The organism is Streptomyces sp. SLBN-118 (assembly GCF_006715635.1).
Lineage (GTDB): Bacteria > Actinomycetota > Actinomycetes > Streptomycetales > Streptomycetaceae > Streptomyces.
Map to the genome: position 1 here is coordinate 2,431,846 of NZ_VFNP01000002.1, position 18,479 is coordinate 2,450,324.

At 66.8% G+C, this 18,479-nt stretch carries 13 protein-coding genes; 5 read left to right on the forward strand and 8 right to left on the reverse strand.

The window, feature by feature from the left end; all coding sequences use genetic code 11:
* Nucleotides 1-168: 168 nt before the first annotated feature.
* From FBY35_RS29565 to FBY35_RS29580, 4 genes are read right to left on the reverse strand one after another with little or no spacing between them, the layout of a single operon-like run.
* A complete protein-coding gene (locus FBY35_RS29565) occupies nucleotides 169-1,002 on the reverse strand; it encodes a phosphoadenosine phosphosulfate reductase family protein (protein ID WP_076684136.1) in 834 nt (277 codons plus the stop codon).
* Nucleotides 999-4,577: an ATP-binding protein gene (locus FBY35_RS29570; protein ID WP_142217009.1), complete on the reverse strand. Its 3,579-nt coding sequence runs from the start codon at nucleotides 4,575-4,577 to the stop codon at nucleotides 999-1,001. Before FBY35_RS29570 ends, FBY35_RS29565 begins: the two co-directional genes overlap by 4 nt.
* Nucleotides 4,574-5,677, reverse strand: coding sequence for a DUF4007 family protein (locus FBY35_RS29575; RefSeq protein WP_142217010.1), 1,104 nt, complete (start codon nucleotides 5,675-5,677; stop codon nucleotides 4,574-4,576). The genes FBY35_RS29570 and FBY35_RS29575 overlap by 4 nt, the downstream gene beginning before the upstream one ends.
* A 58-nt stretch (nucleotides 5,678-5,735) precedes the next feature.
* Entirely contained in the window at nucleotides 5,736-6,914 is a 1,179-nt protein-coding gene (locus FBY35_RS29580; RefSeq protein WP_142217011.1) for a cysteine desulfurase family protein, read from the reverse strand.
* Between the two features lie 450 nt (nucleotides 6,915-7,364).
* Between FBY35_RS29580 and FBY35_RS29585 the strand changes: the two genes are divergently transcribed.
* The 5 genes from FBY35_RS29585 (at nucleotide 7,365) to FBY35_RS29605 (ending at nucleotide 13,489) form a co-directional block, all read left to right on the forward strand.
* Nucleotides 7,365-8,990: a DEAD/DEAH box helicase gene (locus tag FBY35_RS29585; protein WP_260848853.1), complete on the forward strand. Its 1,626-nt coding sequence runs from the start codon at nucleotides 7,365-7,367 to the stop codon at nucleotides 8,988-8,990.
* Nucleotides 8,987-10,867, forward strand: coding sequence for an ATP-binding protein (locus FBY35_RS29590; protein WP_260848854.1), 1,881 nt, complete (start codon nucleotides 8,987-8,989; stop codon nucleotides 10,865-10,867). The genes FBY35_RS29585 and FBY35_RS29590 overlap by 4 nt, the downstream gene beginning before the upstream one ends.
* Nucleotides 10,864-11,760, forward strand: coding sequence for a phospholipase D family protein (locus FBY35_RS29595; RefSeq protein ID WP_186357098.1), 897 nt, complete (start codon nucleotides 10,864-10,866; stop codon nucleotides 11,758-11,760). Before FBY35_RS29590 ends, FBY35_RS29595 begins: the two co-directional genes overlap by 4 nt.
* 74 nt (nucleotides 11,761-11,834) lie before the next feature.
* Nucleotides 11,835-12,494, forward strand: a complete 660-nt coding sequence (locus FBY35_RS29600) for a hypothetical protein (protein ID WP_142217013.1) — start codon at nucleotides 11,835-11,837, stop codon at nucleotides 12,492-12,494.
* A gap of 101 nt (nucleotides 12,495-12,595) precedes the next feature.
* Nucleotides 12,596-13,489: a phosphoadenosine phosphosulfate reductase gene (locus FBY35_RS29605; RefSeq protein ID WP_260848855.1), complete on the forward strand. Its 894-nt coding sequence runs from the start codon at nucleotides 12,596-12,598 to the stop codon at nucleotides 13,487-13,489.
* A gap of 175 nt (nucleotides 13,490-13,664) precedes the next feature.
* On the opposite strand, the gene FBY35_RS29610 is transcribed toward FBY35_RS29605, so the two are convergent.
* The 4 genes from FBY35_RS29610 to FBY35_RS29625 all read right to left on the reverse strand — a co-directional run bounded on the left by FBY35_RS29610 (nucleotide 13,665) and on the right by FBY35_RS29625 (nucleotide 18,403).
* Nucleotides 13,665-14,516, reverse strand: a complete 852-nt coding sequence (locus FBY35_RS29610) for a hypothetical protein (protein WP_142217014.1) — start codon at nucleotides 14,514-14,516, stop codon at nucleotides 13,665-13,667.
* Nucleotides 14,517-14,575: 59 nt separating this feature from the next.
* Nucleotides 14,576-16,051, reverse strand: a complete 1,476-nt coding sequence (locus tag FBY35_RS29615; protein WP_313904718.1) for a DNA phosphorothioation-associated putative methyltransferase — start codon at nucleotides 16,049-16,051, stop codon at nucleotides 14,576-14,578.
* A gap of 112 nt (nucleotides 16,052-16,163) precedes the next feature.
* Nucleotides 16,164-17,975 (reverse strand): hypothetical protein, encoded by a 1,812-nt coding sequence (locus tag FBY35_RS29620; protein WP_142217016.1) that lies wholly within the window; start codon nucleotides 17,973-17,975, stop codon nucleotides 16,164-16,166.
* Between the two features lie 41 nt (nucleotides 17,976-18,016).
* Complete coding sequence (locus FBY35_RS29625) at nucleotides 18,017-18,403, reverse strand: hypothetical protein (RefSeq protein ID WP_142217017.1); 387 nt, start codon at nucleotides 18,401-18,403, stop codon at nucleotides 18,017-18,019.
* Nucleotides 18,404-18,479: the final 76 nt, after the last annotated feature.

Here is an 18,479-nt window from a genome sequence, read left to right on the forward strand (position 1 = left end):
CGGCGTCACTGTCCTCGCGGATGCCGGTCGCGCACCCGACTGGGTGCGTCCCGAGCGAGGATTTGCACCGCCAGCGGGCCAATGACGCGATGGCACAGTCAGGAGACGCGGCGGCGGACTCGTGATCCGGCCGTTGAACACCGGCCGGTCCACCCATCCACGTCCGCGTCAGAGATGGCAGACGGAGCAGCCGGCTTCGTCGTCGTCGGAGTCGAGCGCGTCCGAAAGGACTTCCAGGAGGGGCCGGTTGGGCTTGATGCGCTTGGCCGCGCGCTCAAGGGCTGCCTGATGCTTGGCCTCGATCTCGTCCTTGCGCTCTATGAGCTCTGGGAGCGACTCGCCCTGCGACCAGGTGTAGTTGCGGCCTTTCATGGCGGTGTGTCGGTATCGGACCTTGTCCTCATACTCCACGGCCTTGGCGTACAGGTCGGGGTGGCGTTCCTTGAGGCCGACCCACTCGTGCTTGCGCTGGAAGAAGCAGAAGTAGCATCCCGAGCGAGTGCGCCACTCGTAGTAGCCGGGCAGGCCGATGCCTGCCTCGTCGAGGATGCGCATGACGCCTTCCTTATCGATGCCTTCCTCTCGGAAAGGAAAGACGGCATCGATGTTCGGCTTGGTGCTGACGTAGCCGATGCGGTTCTCGTCCGCCCGGATGGCGACATAGGAGATGACCTTGTCGTCGCCAACCCAGTCTTCCAGGGGCTTGATCTTGAGGTTCTTGGTGCACCAGCGCATCTGAGGGCTGGGCAGGGTGCCCTGGTAGACCTCCATCCAGTGGTCGAAGTCGCGGTCGGCGTTCAGTCGCACGATGGACTTGCCGAGGGCGGCCTCAAGCCGGTTGAGGTACTCGTACGTTTCCGGGAGTTCGGCACCGGTGTCGCAGAAGAAGTACTCCATCTCCGGGACTCGGTTGCGCATGTAGACGGCGAGAGCTGAGGAGTCCTTGCCGCCGGAGATACCGAGAACGTGCCGGACCTTCTGGGTGTCGGCTCCATCGGTCATCCCTGTGCCTTCCTTTCACTCGCCGCTGTCGCGGCATCGGTCACGCGCTGGGCGAGGGCCGCGAGCAGGATCCTCGCTCCGTCCGGCCCGAGAGCCTTCTCGGCCTGCTTCAGGACGTCGGCCGCGAGGCTGCTTGCCTCGCTGCGGGCCTGTTCCGGCACGTAGATCAGGGTGCGTTGTTCCACGCCGGCGCTGTCAGTCAAGGTCAACAACTGAGCGTCGAGTTTCTCTTCCCGGCCGCGAACCTCCTTCCCGGCGTGGTGCAGGTGCCCGACTCGGTCAAGGGCCGCAGCCATCGACCGGGCCTTCTGCGGGAAGACCTCGGCTTCGTGGTCGTCCCAGTCACCGAGGGCGGAGTTGGTCAGGCGCACGACGATGGGCTCGAGCCAGTCGTCGTCCTCAAGGCTGTCACTGAGGACGAAGTCGACAAAGCCGCGTAGTTCCGGAGTCAGCACCGCGCCGGCGAAGCCGCGCAGCCGGGCAGCGAGCTGTGCGCGCAGTTCTGGCAGTTCGGCCGGCAGGCGGAACTCCTGTGCGAGGACGCTGATTACTTCGGCCCGCAGCTTGCTGTCGATGGCCACGAGTTCGTCGGCCGCCGCGGTGAGACGTTCAACGTGGATGTTCGCCGCTTCCGCATTGGCGCGGGTGCGGGCCGGGATCTCGGGCAAGCCGAGCGCCTTCGGCAGCGCATGGAAGATCAGATCGTCGGGATCCAGGGCTCCGACGATCGTGGTGCGTACGGTGCGGGCGTCGGCGGAGATGTTCTTGGTGGTGCGGGCATACTTGTGCAGGTCGGCCACACGCACGATCAGGGCGCTGGCTACGGAGAGGAGGTCGGGGTTGCGCAGGGCCTTGGAGCGCGGTGCCTCCACGCCGAGCGAGACCATCAGCTTCTTGATGATGCTGCCGCGCTGCCCGTCTCCGGCCGGCGTGTACTTCACCGAGAAGCGTGCCGGGCCCTTGACGAGTCGCTCGACCACGTCGATGGTCAGCCGGGGCAGGTAGGTGCCTTCCTCGAACAGGGCGATGTCGTGGCGGCGGATGACCAGGGCGGGGATCAGGAAGACCGGGACCACGCCGGCCTTGAGACCGAACGGCGGGCTCATCAGGACACGGATGACCTCCTCGATACTGACCCGCTCGGTGGCACTGGTCAGGACCTCGTTGAGGGCGTTCCAGGCGGGCTGGGCGTGCTCGTGGCCCTCGCCGGGCGGGGAGAAGCCGTACGGGAGCAGGCTCTCTTGCTGGCTCTCGGCCTGAGCCACCCCGTTCTCGCGGTGCAGGCCGAGGTAGGCCAGAACGCCGCTGTACATGGCACGTTCGGCCTTGTAACCGCCGCCAAAGCCAAGGTTCTCCTCCCCCGAGGAGGAGAGCATGGCCGTCAGCAGTATGCCGCGCGCCTGAGCGGCCTGGCTGGTGAGGACGTGCCGACCGAGCATCTCGTTGCGGATGTGCGGGGTGTGCGGGTACACCGACTCGCAGGCGAGGGAGACCAGGCCGCTCAGGCTGCGGGCCGTCAGGCCGGAGGCGGCGGGTTCTTCGCCGGGGGCGATCCCGGTGTGCCACAGGCTCCAGGACGCTTCGGAGGACGGCGGGTAGAAGGCGTACTGCAGCAGCTCCAGCAGCTCGGCCTCGGCCTGCACGAGCCGCTCGATGACTTCCCGCCGGGCGACGTGGTCGATGTCCTGCTGGTTGCTGAGTTCCTTCAGCGCAACGAGGTAGGTGGCCGTGGTCAGCACCACGTCGGGGTGGGGGGTGGTGCCGATGAGCACCGGCAGGGGCGAGTGGACATCGGGCCGGTCAGCGTCGGTACCGAGGTGAAAGACAACAAGGCCGTCAGCAGGCTCCTTCAGCTCGTCCGGGGCGGCGACAGACTTGGTCTCCGGGCCGCTGACCGCGGTGTAGAACACGCGCATCATGCCGGTGACCTGGCTGTGGCGGCCCGCCACGAATGCCTGCGGGACGAGGCTGCCGAGCCGGTTGATGACCGAGGCGTCATCGAAGCGGCTGATAATTTCCTTGAGCCGGCCGTCGATGTCGACGTCCGTGCCCTGCCAGACCCGGTATTCACCGCTGAACTCACGGTGGACCACAAAGCCCCGACGGACAAGGTCGGCGAGCCGCTCTTCGAGAGCCTGGAAGGCATCGGAGTCAGCGACGTCCGTGGGGTCGTGAAGCGCGAAGTGAATCATCGGCGCGGTGGCGCTGAGCGCCCCGTCGGAATCGATCAGGTTGAGGACACCGATGGTCTTCAGCACGTCCTGGTCGGCATCCGGGAGACCGTTGGCATCCCGGATGCGCGAGTCGACCTCGATCCACCGGCTCGCGTTGGCGGAGGCGAGCAAGGTCGTGCGCCCGGAGTTGAGGAAGTAGTCGTACAGCTGCGGCAGTCGCACCGTGCTGGCGTGCTCCGCCTTCTGGGTGCTGTGCCGAGACAGCGAGTGGCGGATGGTGTTGGGCTCCCCGCTGTTGAGGAAGCCCGACAGGCTGCGGTCGTGCTGGCCGATCTGAGCGGCAAGAATCGGCGCGGCCAACGCCGTGATCGGGTGCAGCGGGTAGAGGTCCGCGAAGTGGTCGGGGCCGAGTTCAGCCAGAACGCCGAGCCCGTGCTGCGTCCAGATGTCCGCGGATGCCTCGGCTGACGCGGTGATGAGAGCCTGCCCCGCCGAGTTGACGGCCGAGCGGTCGAGGCGGCGGCGCAGCAGGTGCAGGGAATCGCCGTGGTGGGGGACGAAGGTGATGTCTTCGAAACGCCCCTGGATCTTGGCCCATTCGCGGGTCTTGAGTTCGCTGGACCGTGAGGCGTAGTCCATGAACGACAGGTGCTGCAAGGTCATCAGGTAGACGGGCAGCCCGTTGGGGCCAGCCGCCCTCTCGGCGAGTTCCTGCAGCAGGAACAGGTCATGCTGGGCGTCGGCGAACTCGTTGTGACCGGCGAGGTGTTCCAGCGTCTTGCCGAACTCGTCGATGACGAGGAGCAGAGGCTGACCGTCGGCGGTCAAAGCCGTGACGGCGCCGAGAATCTCCTTGGCCCCGGCGCGCTCTGGGTCGGCGCACGCCGCCAGGGCGGCGGCGATGGTCTTCGGGACACGTTTGCCCCAGCGTCGCGCCGCCGCGGTGTGCAGGGCACGGGCGAGGGTGGCGACGACGGATTCGCGGCGCGCGGTGGCCACGCCGCCGAGGAATCCCTCGGGGGCGATGGCGTCGCGTGCTGTGGCAAGGCGCTGGGCGAGGGCGGGGCTGGCCTCTTCGAGGATGCGCTCGGCCTCGCCGCGCCGCTTGGCATCCCGCCCCAGCAGAGCGTCGATGATGTTGGACAGGGTGGATTTGCCGGAGCCGTAGGGGCCGGTGAATGACCAGGCACGGGTGCGGCGTTGGTCGGCCAGGGCGCTCGTGATGCGCTCCATAACATCGACGGCCCGGGCGCCGACGTAGGGGTCGTGCAGGGCGTCCTCGACATCGCGCTCAAGGTTGGTCGAGCGCATCTGGGAGCCGACAAGTTCGATGCCGACGGGGAACTGCGGGGCGGAGCTCGCCGGGCTGCTCGGGGTCCGCGCGGGGGTTGCGGTGGTCACGCGGTCTCCTCAGCAAAGAGCATCTCGGTGGTGTCGGTGGCGTCCGTGGCCTTGGTGGTGAGTTCCTTCTGCTCTGCCTTGGTGAGCTTGGGGAACTTGGCGGCCCACTCTTCACGGGTGGGGAAGCCCGGACGGCGGGTGACGAAGTCGTACTGCTCGTCGAGCACTTCCCAGGCCAGATCGAAGGGGTCGGCCGTGAAAGCGAGGCTGCGCTGTCCCACGGCCTCGGTCAGGTTGAGCTGCTGGTGGTCCGCAGTGACCTTCTGCAGCGCATTGACGATCTCGTTCTCCCTGACGCGGAAGGCGCGCCCCGGGGAGCCCGGTTCGTTGGCGAGGCGGGCCACGGAGATCGAGTTGGCCTGGCGGGAGAACTTGGCGGCGTAGTCGAGGCAGGCATAGGCCAGGACCCGGGCAGGCAGTGAGGTGCGGTGCCCGCTGGTGAACTGCCACTCGGGCTTGCCGCGCGTTCCTACGAAGGTGAGCAGGTCAAGGTCACGGAAGGGGCAGGCGAGCAGGTCCTCGTAGCTGCCCGGCGAGCCGGCCTTCTCCGGGGCGCTGCGCGCATACATCTTGGTGATGCAGTCGATGTCCCGGACGATCGACGCCTCTTCCGGACTCTTGTCGTAGGAGAAGTTCACATGCCGGGTGACCACCTGCGTCATGTCTGCGGTCGTAAAACGGGAGAACGGAGCCAGGTGGAAGGCCGTGTACCAGGCCGGCGCGTGACTCTTGGCTCCGGGGCGGGAAGAGACCAGCCACCAGTGCAGCAGCCACAGGCTGCCCGTCTCCTCCAGATACGGGTCCGCACCGTCCTCGTCCAGAAGCCAGCGGGCTTCCCAGGTGGGATAGGAGAACTTGGCCTGTGTGCCCTTCGAAGGCGAGTGCTCGCGGGTCAGCTTGAACGCACGTGACCAGTAGCGCATGGCGTTGACCATGTTTTTGCCCACACCGAGCAACACCGGCGCGTCGGCCGCGAGGAACGCACCCTGGTCGCTTTTGACCTGCATGTACGCCTTGTGCAGCCAGCCGAAGCGGGGCGCGAAAGTTTCGTGTCGCGCGAAGGCAAAAAGGGCGGCTTCCCCAAGCCGGCTGTCTGACATCTGGGACCTCTCTGTGTCCAATGCGATTGCTCTAACGAGGTGGCAAACGAGGTAACGGTCAGCGGGGACCGTCGGCTTCGGCCAGCGCGGCACGAACTTGCGCCACGGCGCGTTTGACGGCCTGCGCGGCGTACTCGATCTCGGCATCCGTGGTGGCGTAGCCCAGCGAGAAGCGGATCGTGCTGTCGGCGTCCGCCCGGGACAAACCCATCGCCAGGAGCACGTGGCTCGGCGTCGGAGCGCCGGATGCACACGCGCTGCCCTCCGAAGCGGCGACGTCGGGCATGGCCGCCAGGAGCGCGTCCGCCGGCACTCCAGGGAAGGTGAAGCTCGTCACGCCCGGCAGGCGCTGATCGCGCCGACCGTTGATACGGCATTCGGGCAGGGCGCCGGTCACCAGGTGTTCGAGGCGGTCACGCAGGGCGGCGACCCGTTCAGCCTCCTCGCCGAGACCGCGCGACGCGGCCTCGGCCGCCGCCCCCATGCCGATGATCCCTGCCACGTTCAATGTGCCCGCGCGCCAGCCCCGCTCCTGTCCGCCACCCACGAGGAGCGGACGGTGCGGGAGTGGGGTCCCACGCCGTACATACAGCGCGCCGACTCCCTGCGGTCCGCCGAACTTGTGGGCGGACAGCGACAAGAGGTCGACGTCGAATTCCGCGACGTCCGCGGGCAAGCGGCCGATGATCTGCGTGGCGTCCGTGTGGAGGAGCGCGCCGGCTTCACGGGCCGTCTTGGCCGCGACGCGGAGGTTAGTGAGGACCCCGGTCTCGTTGTTCGCCGCCATCAGGGAGACCACTCCCCCAGGACGCGCGGCGAGGACCTGATCGAGAGCGTCGAGATCCACCAGGCCGTCGCCGCCGACCGGCAGGAGCGCAAGATCTTCAGGACTCTCGGCGGTGACCGCGCGAGCCGTCTCCAGGACAGCCGGATGCTCAACAGGGCTTGTGACGAGGGGCTTTCCAGCGGTGAACGCTGCCCGGAGAGCCAGGTTGTTCGCTTCGGTCGCCCCGGAGGTGAAGATGATCTCGCCGGGCGAGCAGCCGAGAAGGTCGGCTACCTGCCGACGGGCGACGTCGACCCGATGAGCCGCCTGCCGCCCCGGGGGGTGCATGCTTGAGGCGTTGCCGACCGACTGCATGGCCTCGACGACGGCCGCGAGGGCCTCGGGCCGGATCGGAGCGGTGGCGTTGTAGTCAAAATAGGACGTATCCGACCCATTCGGCCCGTTCGTCATCTGCCACCCCGCCTCGCTCGTGTCGCACACCAATGTACTGCTGGTGGAAACCTTCTCCCGCATCCGGGGTTCCACCAGGAGCTCGCGGTGATCCTAGCCGCGAGCCGAGATCCACTCTTTGAATCACCCGAACGCGGGGTGTCGCAAGCCGCTTGCCGAACGAATGTTCTATGGCGCGCGCCTTACGCGCAATCCACATGCGGCAAGAGCCGTTCCTCGGCCGGGCAGACGGGCAGCGGTGTGGCCAAATGCCGTCCCTGGCTGGGCTATTCGCCTGATGGTGCTCCTGTTGTCAGTGGTCCCGATTAGGGTGGTCCGCACGCTTCATCGTCGCAGTAACTGGACGCTGAGCGCTGCTTGTTGTGCGTCGAGCTGGGGGAGGAACTTCACGATGATGGTCGGTCCGAGCGGCTCACGGCTCGTCGTCAGCCGCATCGGTCAGGTGAAGCTGTGACGACATGGTCACCGGGATTGCCCTTCGAGGCGCTCCTGGCAAACGCCCCCATGGACTACATCCGCCGGCACCTCGGCAAGGAGCTGTGCGGCCTCCTCGACCTCATCGAAGGGGGTACCGCCGGTGACGAGCGGTTGCGAGCTGTCGCCGCGATCGCGATCGATGCCGAGCTCCTGGTCGCCGACGAGGACGAGCGTGCCGCGCTGATCGGTCTCGTTCCCGCGCCCAAGCAGGGGGAGCTGGCGCAGCGGCTCGGGTCGCTGGGCGACCGGCAACCGCTGGAGTATCTGCACTCGTTGAAGTGGACACCTGACGAGCGCAGGGAACTTCTGGAGTTCTTCGGCTTCACGGTCGAGCGCGCACAGCCTCAACTCCCCTCCTTCAAGCGGGAAACGGCTCCCGACTACGCTCTGTTCCCTCATCAGCTCCGCGCGGCGCGCCGGACCAAGGAGCTGCTGTACGACGGCCCTCGGCGGGCCGTGCTCCATCTGCCGACGGGCGTGGGCAAGACGCGGACCGGCATGAGCATGATCTGCGACCACCTGCGGCAGCACGGACCTGCCCTGGTGGTGTGGCTGGCTCACGGGCAGGAGCTGCTGGAACAGGCCGCGACCGAGTTCGAGCGCGCCTGGAGCAAAGTCGGCGACCGTCCCCTGCCGGTTCTCCGTGTGTGGGGCAGCTCTTCCCCGGATCTCGCGGACGTGACCGACGGACTGGTCGTTCTCGGGCTGGAGAAGGCCGTCTCAATCGCCAGATCGGACCCGCAGTTCCTGCGCACGCTGGCCGCCCGCAGCACTCTGACCGTGTTCGACGAGGCACATCAGATCATTGCCCCCACGTTTCAGGGCGTGGTGGACGACCTGACGGTACGACATGACTCCAGCCTACTGGGCCTCACCGCGACCCCGGGCCGCACCTGGGCGGACATCGCCAAGGACGAGGAACTCGCCGACTTCTTCTCCCGCCAGAAGGTCATGCTGGAAATCGAGGGCTACACGAACCCCGTGACAGCCCTCATCGACCAGGGCTACCTGGCTAAACCGATCATGCGCACGGTGGCCGCGGAAGCCGGCATGCAGCTGTCGGCCCGGGACCAGCAGAGCCTGGCGCGAGCGTTCGAGATCCCGGACAGCATCATCGCCGAGCTCGCGAAGGACAAGCAGTGGAACCTCAAGGTTGTCCAGACGATCATGGAGCTGCTTGAGAAGCAGCACCGCCGCATCCTCGTGTTCGCGGCATCGGTGCAGCACTGCCGACTCATCGCATCCGTGCTGTCCGCGGCCGGCTTCGACGCGGTATTCGTGACCGGCGAGTCCTCCCCCAGACACCGAAGCGACGCCATCCGTCGTTTCAAGAGCGCGGCGCGACGCCCCATGATCCTGTGCAACTTCGGAGTTCTGACCACGGGCTTCGACGCACCGGCAGCCAGCGCCGCCGTCATCGCCCGGCCGACCAAGTCCCTGGTGCTCTACAGCCAGATGGTCGGCCGGGTCATCCGCGGCCCCAAGGCCGGCGGAACCGAAACCTGCGAGATCGTCACCGTCGTCGACCCGGAACTTCCCGGGTTCGGCGACGTCGCCGAAGCATTCACCAACTGGGAAGACGTATGGGAGACAGCGTGACCGGCGAAGGAAACAACTACCGGATCGTCAGCCCTTCGCTGACCGTCAAGGCCATGCGCGACAGCGGCTACAAGAACACCGCCTACGCACTCGCCGAGCTGATCGACAACAGCATCGACGCCGAAGCCGCGCTGGTACAGGTCTTCGCCTGCGAGGGCCCCATCGAGGGTGCCACCCAGACCAGGTACCGGGTGGACAAGATCGCTGTCCTCGACAACGGCAAGGGCATGGACAGCGAACTCCTACGCCGTGCTCTGAAATACGGAGACGGTCTCGGCGACGACCGCAATCGAATCGGCCGCTTCGGCATGGGCCTGCCCAACTCCAGCATGTCCCAGTGCACCAAAGTCGAGGTCTGGTCGTGGAAGAACAACGCTGCGAACGCTCTGTACACCTACCTTGACCTGGACGAGATCACCAACGGGCAGGATGAGGTTCCCGACCCCGTACCTCGCCGGGTGCCGGAGTGCTGGGACGACCTGAGCGAGGTGCCACTGGGCACCAGCGGCACCCTCGTCGTCTGGACGAACCTGGACCGCGTCAAATGGCACAGTGCTGGGGCCACCCTGCGCAACACCGCCGAGCTGATCGGTCGTGTGTACCGTCACTATCTGCACGACGGCTCCGTGGACATCAAGATGGCGCCCGTTCGCGACGGGAAGGTCCTCGAAGGGGACAACGGCGCTTACTACGCCGAACCCAATGACCCTCTGTACCTGATGGCGAAGACCGGAACGCCCGCGCCGTTCAGCAGCACTCCCATGTTCGAGCCCTTCCACATGGGCAACGAAGCGGAACCCGGGGTCTACCGCTATCCCATCACGGTCGATGGCATGCAGCACACCGTAACCGTGCGGGCGTCCATCGCCCGGCCTGAAGCCCGCCGTTCCGACGTCTCCGGCCATCCGTGGCCTGACACTGCCAACCCCAACCGGGACCCAGGTGCCCAGAAGTGGGGGCAGCACGCCCGTCGGAACATCGGCGTCTCCCTGGTCAGGAAGGGGCGCGAACTCGACCTCGATACTTCGTGGGCGATCGGCTACGACCCCGTGGAGCGGTGGTGGGGCGTCGAGGTGGACTTCCCGCCCGAGCTCGACGAAGTGTTCGGCGTCACCAACAACAAGCAGACCGCCGTCGTGTTCTCGTCACTCGCCGACTTCGACTGGTCGGCTGAACAGGACCCCGACGAGACGCCCAAGCAGTTCAAAGACCGCCTCCGCGAACTCGGCGACCCCCGACTGCCGCTGATCGACCTCGCCCAGTACCTCAAGGGTCTCCTGGGCAAAATGCGCAAGAAACTGAAGCAACAGACGCTGGGAGGCCGGAAGGGCAAGAAGCGGTACGACCAGGACGTCACCTCCAAGGCCACGGACGCCGTCAAGCGCCGGCAGGAGGACGGGTACACCGGTACGACCGACCTCCTCGCCGAGGAGGCGACGGAATCCGACAAGCGCCAGGAGCAGCTCACCGCGCTGACCGAGCGACACCACATCGACGAGGACACCGCCCAGACCCTGGTCGACGAGGCCCTGGAGAACGACTGGCGCGTCCGCTGGATCTCCAGCCCCCAGGACTCATCCGCCTTCTTCAACATCGACCTGCTCGCAGGCATGCTCCAGGTGTCCTTCAACACCGAACACCCCCTGCACAGCAAGCTGATGGCCGTCCTTGAGGACGTGCCCGAGGACGCGAACGAGGCAGAGCTCCGCCAGCGACTCGCCCGCGCGACCGAGACCTTCAAGCTGCTCATCTTCTCCTGGGCACGGATGGAGGACGAGATCCCCAACAAGAAGGCGCGCCGGGTCATCGCGGATGCCCGAAGCGACTGGGGCCGGTACGCCCGTGACTTCATCGAGGACGGGAGCGAAGAGGAGTGACACAGCCGGACCATGTCTGGCAGCAGATCGCGGACCTGATGGAGAACGCCACCGAGGAGGTGGTCATCATCGCCCCCTTCATCAAGAAGGCGATCTTCGAGGAGACCATCGCCGCGGTGCCCTCCTCCGTCCAGAAGATCACGTGCGTCACTCGCTGGACCCCGGCGGAGGTAGCCGCCGGGGTCTCCGACCCGGAGATCATCGAAGCTGCCCAGAGCGACGAACGCATTTCCATCGCCTTGTGCCCGTCCCTCCACGCCAAGCTCTACCGGGCCGACGACCGCTGTCTGGTCGGCTCCGCCAACCTCACCGGCAAAGCCACTGGACGCGTACCGAACGCCAACGTGGAACTCCTGCTGCAGGTGCCGGTCGACCACCCCGAAGTACAGCGCGTCCTCGGCCAGATCAACGCCCGCTCGACTACAGCCACACCCCACACAGCAGCCCTCGTACGGCAGCAGGCAGAACTCCTGAGAAGCGAGCGCGTCACCCCGCCGTCCGAGGACGAAGCAGCCCCGTACTGGTTCCCGGAGACAAGGAGACCGGAGAACGTCTACGCCCTCTACAGCGGGCGCCATAAATTCACCTCGCTGGTCGAGGCCGGCATCGTGCGAGACCTGGCCATGCTCGATGTTCCCGCCGGCCTCTCTGAAGACGCCTTCAACGCTGAGGTCGAGGCCCGCCTGCATGCGATCCCGGAACTCGGTCAGCTGACCGCAGACCAGCGTCTCAGCAACATCGAGCTTCAGCGGGCCATCGCCGAGCGGACAGGAGACACAGACGAACAGGCGCGCAGAACGACCGAGACGCTTGCGGCCTGGCTCCAGCACTTCGGCCGGTACTACACCGAAGTGGGCTCGTGGGAGCTGCGACCCGGCATAGAGCACGCCTAAGATCACAGCCACGGCGTGGCCTGCCAGCACACCGCCGACGAACGCGACCACAGGGTGATGGGGAAGGCCGTCTCATGGCAAAGGTACGCGTCCCGCTCCTCCTCGGGCACGCCGAGATTGCCTTCCTCTTCCACGTGGAGCGGCAGACATCCCAAAGATGGCGGACAGCGGGCACGCTCGACGATCCCGACCTGATCGCATCGGGCAACCCGTACTGGCTACTGAGCACAGTCATGCGACTCGACGGCGAAGGCGACCGAAAAGCCGACCGAGAACGGCTAGCGACGTACAAGGCCGGTATCCCTCTCGGCTACGACCTCGGGGACAAGGAGCAACTCCCGGTCGTCGTCGGTATCCAGGAGACAGCTCGCGTGCTCGGCCAGGACGCACAGGCCATCTCTCGGTGGCGCAACCGGCACAAGATCGCCGAGGCCGACCTGATCGTCTCCGGCTCTCCGCTCTGGCTCCTTGAGACGATCCTGGACGACGGGCGACAGCGGCAGCGAACCATCGTGGCCTCCGAAGTCGCCGCGCTCCGCGCCGGACAGCGTGCTAATCAGAAGCCTCGTGGCCGAAGGCTGAGCGCCCCCGAGGCGCGCCCTCCTCGACAGTCACCGCCCGCCCCACGGACCTTCACCAGCGCCGACCAGGGCGCCGCAGCCGAGTTTCTGGCGTCCGTCCTGGCTCAGGGGTATTCCGTCACCATCAAGGCAAAGCCGCAGCCCACCGCTTAGCTAAGCCTTGGTCGCCAGCGCCCGCCGCTAGCTTCCACTGTTCACCGACGCAGTGAGAGAAACACTTGCCCATCACCTTGCTCATCCATAGTATCTCTCATATGTCGATCTTGCAGCAGACCCCAGGAGCCCATCACGCCGATCCAACCGACCCCGCTCCTCGATCCGCTTCCAGCGAGCCCGACCGGCACCCCACGAAAGTCATTTCCTACGGCGGCGGCGTCCAGAGCACAGCCCTGCTCGTACTGGCCGCTCGCCGCGAGATCGACTTCAGCACCTTCCTCTTCGCCAACGTCGGCGACGACAGCGAGCACCCTGCGACGCTGGCCTACGTTCGCGAGATCGCCATCCCGTACGCCGCCCGCGCCGGGATTGAAGTACATGAGCTCAAGCGCCGCCGTCGGGACGGAACCACCGAAACGCTCATGCAGCGACTAAACCGGCCAGACACGCGGTCGATCCCCATCCCGGTCCGCATGGCCAACGGCGCTCCGGGCCGACGCAACTGCACAGCAGACTTCAAGATCAAGGTGGTCGGGCGGTGGCTCCGGGAGCACGGCGCCACCGCAGAGCACCCAGCGACGGTTGGCATCGGCATATCGCTCGACGAAATCCACCGAGCCAACCGCCGACGAAGGGAAGCCCACGAGGTCATCGAATACCCGCTGCTCGACCTCGGGCTCCGCAGGGACGACTGCGAGCGCATCATCGCCGAAGCCAGTCTGCCGGTGCCGCCCAAGAGCTCGTGCTTCTTCTGCCCCTTCCGTACGGTCGGCGCATGGCGCGACCAGCGTAGGCACGAACCGGAGCTGTTCGCCTTGTCGGTCCGGCTGGAGGAGACGATCAATCGGCGCCGGGCCGCGATCGGACGGGACGCCGTGTATCTCACGAGGTACGGCATCCCGCTCCCCCAAGCCATCCCCGATGCGTCCCCGAGTAATGGCAGCGTCGACGAGGACGAGGGCGCTTGCGACTCGGGATGGTGCATGACCTGAAACGCCCCGAGCAGGCCGCGAGCGGGGGCCGGCAGCCATGGCTGCCGGCCCCCGCTCGCGTTCCCCCTGAGGACGCAGGAGTGAAACCCTGCACTGGACCGAAGTCCGGGCGGAGCTGGCGATGTTCGCCGTCGATCCGGTCCGCAGCCCGCGGAGAGCAGACGGTGTGGTGACCTCAGAGCTCGGGCGGCTCGCCGGGGGCAAGGTGAAGAACGGCCAGATACTCGCCGTAGGGCATCTCTTCGTCCACCCACCGGCTGTCACCGGAGGCGTCGGGAATCCACATTCCGTCGAGGAGGTACTTGTCGTCGAAGGCCGCGACCCGATCCTCCTTCACCGCAGCTGCCATCAGCAACTGGATCCCCAGCAGAAGCACCGTGGAGGCTTCCCTTCCGGCGCAGACCTCAGCGTGCCCAGCGGCGAAGATCTTCATGTCCGCGTCGTTGGTCGGCTCGGGAATGCCCGCACTGCCGTGTACCGCCTTCTCGTGCAGGGCAATCGCCTGCGCCACTCCTGTCGCGACCGGCGCGTCGCTGCCACCCGCGTAGGCCGGAGAATGTGTCCCCAGATGCTCGGCGACCGCTCGTGCGTGCAGGGGCAGTGCTTCGGCGTGGTGCTGCAGCTGCCGCTCGGCCGCCTCGATGGCGAGCCCGGGCTGCGCGGCGTCGGGGTGCAGCAGCCGGACGAACCCTTCGAGTGCTGCGCGCAGGTAGCCGAACCGGACCTGGTGCAGCTGCCATTCCTCCATCATCTCTGTCCAGACGGCGTCGAAGTCGCCGCCTACCGAGCACATACCGCCATCGTCGTAGGACATGTCGAAGGTCATCGTGCGCAGCCCCTGGGCGAGGCGCAGCCACTTGTAGGCGTTGTCCCAGACCTCCTGCGCCCCCGGCACTCCGGTGACCGCGGAGGCGTGCTCGACCCAGTCGGTGAGTTCGCGGACGTGGTCCTCCAGCTCGGACAGTGCAAGGGTTGACTGCGTTCGGTAGGAGGGCAGACAAAAGCCGCCCGTTCGGGTGGTGGTCATGCACGGAGCGTCTCACGCACCACTGACAACCACACCGGGATCGAAGACTGGTCGGAGGCTCATGTGCTGGTGGTTCGCCGCACGAGCCGGTGGCCGCGCAATTCTCTTTCGCAGCGGACGAGTTCGCGTTCCCAGCCCTCTTCCGTACCGATCAGGTGCGGGCTCTCGTAGAGGCCGGCGCGCACTTCGGCATCGGTGAGCCGCCGATACTTGGGCGCATCGGGATCGTCCTCCGCGAGGAACTCGTGTTTGCGGTGCAGTAGGGGGCGGTTGGTCGAGTCTGCGTACGAGGTGAAGGATGACTTGAGGGTCTTCAGGTCGACGGCGTACGACGCGGCCAGACGTGGGTGAGGGTCTGTATCGAATTTCGGGTAGTCGAGCCAGCTCACACCGCGGCTCTGGTGGCGGAGCTTGACAACGGACCACTCGCCAGGTCGGCCGGCAGCGATACTCGCGCACTGCTCGTACAGGCGCAGCACGGTGGGGATCCGGTGGAGTGCGCGGCTGTGAACATAGAGGGCGGTCGCCGTGAACTTGCCAGCGATCGATCCGTTCATGGCCCGGCGAATGTAGGCGTCATCGCGCAACTTGAATAGCAGACGATCCGCTCGCTGACACGCTTCGGCATACGAGGGGAAGAAGGCGCGGATGTCCAGCTGAATGGGCAGCGGCAAACTGCTGACGGGACCTCGGCCGTGGAAGAGCTCCAGAGCGAGGAACTGCAAGGCATCGACAGCACTGCGTTCTGCACTGCGTTCCACCTTGAGTGGGTCCGCTTCCTGCTCGGCGAGGCGCTTCAGTTCGGCAGGACGAAGGTGGCCAAGCAGGCTAATAATCGGTTGGGGCATTTCTTCAAGATGCGGCATCCGACCGCGCTGTTCGAGATGTGAGACGACCGAGGTGATTGCCGACGCGGTGTCCTCGGACGCCAGCCATTCGCCTTCGGGGGCAATCTGGCGGGCCAAATAGCTAAGGCGCGTTTCGTCGTCCTTGAAGGCGTAGACGATGCCGGGCGCTGCCGACACGCAGCGCACGCCCGTCACTTCCTCAACGTAGTCGCGGAGCTCACCAGCCGCGAAGAGGCGTTGGAAGGTGCGGCGCTGGGTGAGGATGCCGTCACCGTATTCAATCCCCTTGATCTGGTTGCGCTCCCAGCGCAACCGCGCGGAGACGACTAGTACAGACTTGGCGAGATCCCAGGCACGTAGCAGCGTCTCGCGGCGTTCGGAGGGGTCCTCAATGACGTTCAACACGTAGGTCAGAAGGACAGCCTCGGCCGGCTTCCGCTCCCCATCGGGGAAGTGCACTGGATCCCACCCTGTGGCGTCCAGGCCCAGGCGCTGGAGAGCGCGTACATCGCCGCCCCTACCACAGCCATAGTCCAGCACTCCCAGGCCAGGGTCCAGTTGGAGATCACCAACGGCACGACGGGCAGGAAGTGAGAGACCGACCCGCCCGATTGCGGTGCGGTGCCTCTGACTGGTCCAAAGCTGCTGTGTCATCGGTGTCCCCTGATTCCACGGACAGGCCAGCATGCAACAGCACGGAACCCCACGTCGCGCATTGTGCGCACTCGGCCTTCAACGAGGCGCAGCCTATGAGGTCGCCAGGAGTCCCTCAATGAGCCGCGCCTTGCCCCAGGCTCCGCTACCCAAGAGGGACCTGCGGAATGTCGCTTGCGGCTTCCGGCAGACCGAGGTATTGGCGCACCGCAGCGTTGTCACCAGTTGCGTCGGCAAGCCGGGCGGCAGCGTCGAAAGCCCGCGCTTGAATGCGCTCGATCTCTGCCTGCACATCGTCGATCGGGTAGCCCACGTCGACGAGCATCCGGATGCCGGTCTCGACGGACAGCACACCGGCCCCGACGCCCTTTACGACCTCGTCGAGGACTGCGGCGCGGTCAGTCGGGGTGTGCGGGCCCCACATGAGGTGTGCGCGCACAGACTCCCCAGTGAGCCAGCCCTCAGCCTGCCCTGCCTGGTGGAGCCGCTGCACCATCCGCAGCAGGACAGCGTACTTGTGCCTGCGAGCCAGACGCATGGCCGCGACCAGCGAATCCAGAGGGCCAAGCGCGAGTTGCAGCGCGTACCCAGACGGCAGCGCGGTCGGGTCGAGGGTGCCAAGCCCAGCGGCGGTGAGGCGAGAGTTCGCTGCGATGCGGTCGAGTACGTGGTCGACCCGGGCCCGCAGTTCGGCGAGTTGCGCCGATGTGTCGAGGACGTCCATACGACCGTTGTCGTTGAGCTGCCAGACGGTCCCCGCCCGAACCTTGACTGGTAGCGGCTGGCCGGTGGCGCGGTCGATGGGCAGGCGAGCCCCTGCCAGGCCGATGATTGGGGAGCCGGTGGTGGCCGAGGCGCCGGAGCTGTCGGTGTCGGTGGCGGACAGCTCGTCGAGGGCCTGGAGGACGGTGGCCACGGTGGGTTTGCCCCAGTGCTCTCCGCTGGCGGGGATGCTGTTGGTGACGTGGACGAGGGGAATGAAGTCCACCATCAGGTCGAGGCGGTCCAGGACTTCTCCGTCCGAACGGACACGGTAGGTGGCCTTGTGCATCGGCAGGTCGTACAGCAGGTCGGCGTGCTTGAGGTCGTCCAGCTCCCATTCCGCGTCGGTGAGGTAGCACGTCCACGGCGTCGGCCGACTCGGCGCCCACGGGTAGGTCCGCGTGATGACACGCGTGTCGGCGTTGAGCGCGTCGCCCTTGACGAGGATCGGTTGGCCGTCGTCGGCGTACAGATACTCGCGCGCGGGACTGCCGTCCTTCGCCATGCCGCTCCGACTGGCCGGACCGATCGGGCCGAGCTCGTAGGTGACCCGCCGAAGCCTCGCCTTCAGGCCGCGCCGCTTGTCCTCCGGCAGCTCCCAGGCCAGGTGCACACGCAGCGGGAACTCCGCCCCATCTTGCTCACCGTCCTCCGGCCACTCCGGGAAGTACAAGCCCGGGTCCCACGTGCGCAGCAGGACGCGGCCCTTCCCCGGGTCCCAGGCCAGGGTGTAGACGGCGTCACCCAGGAGGATCGCGGTGCGCTCGGCCTGCTGGATGCGCAGGGGCAGCAGCTCCTTCTCCGCCCATGCCCGCAGCTTGTCCTGCACGGCCAGCGCCGCGGCTGCCTCGGAGGTCGGCTCGTCGTCGGCGTGCTCTGCGCCCGCGACGCTGATGGTCTGCTCGGAGCCGAGGAGGTAGCCGAGCGCGGTGTCGACCAGCTTGGAGGCGTCGCCGAGTTCCCTCCGTTCAGTTCCCGCATCGTCGTCCCCGGTTATCGCGGCGACCTGGCCGGCCTGGTTGGAGTCGTACGCGGCCAGGAGCCGGTAGGCGGCAAGACGCCGCAGGTCCTCGTCGGGCACCCACGATGAGGTCAGCTCCGCCCACGCGTTTCGGCCCGGTCGGCGCGGGTCGGCCATGGCTGGCTTGTAGTCCAGCCAGCTCCAGACGTCGGTGATCAGCTCGCGCAGGCCCACAGCGCCCCTCCAGGCAGTCGGCCCCGCGCCGCAAGATCAGGTTACGGCGTCGGCGTGCTGCCGCTGGCCTCGGCCACGGCGTCGTCGTAACCCGGCATGCCCGGAGCAGGGAAAGAGGAGCACGCGGCCACGAAGCCGCCGCGGCCACCCGCGCTCTGTTCCTTCTCGCCGAGCTGGTCCCACCGCGTGGTGCACTCCTGCTCGCTGGGACTGGAGAAGGCGGGCGCAGTGCCTCCAGCGATCTTCTGCCGCTGCAACGCCAGACCCTCGCTGCGCCCAAGCCGATGCGTCTCGCGTACACGGTCCACGTGCGCGGCACGCTGGTCCGCGCCGGTGGGTTCCTCGGTCCCCGACGAACAGCCCGTGAGGCATGTGACCGCCAGTGCTGCCGTGCACAGGATTCCCGTCCAACTCCCCCTGCTCCCCATGATCGTGAGGCTAGCAGCGCGCGGAGGGCCGCCGAGCGGGCTGGGCTGTTTCCTCTTGGGGCCGTTTTCGGGCGAG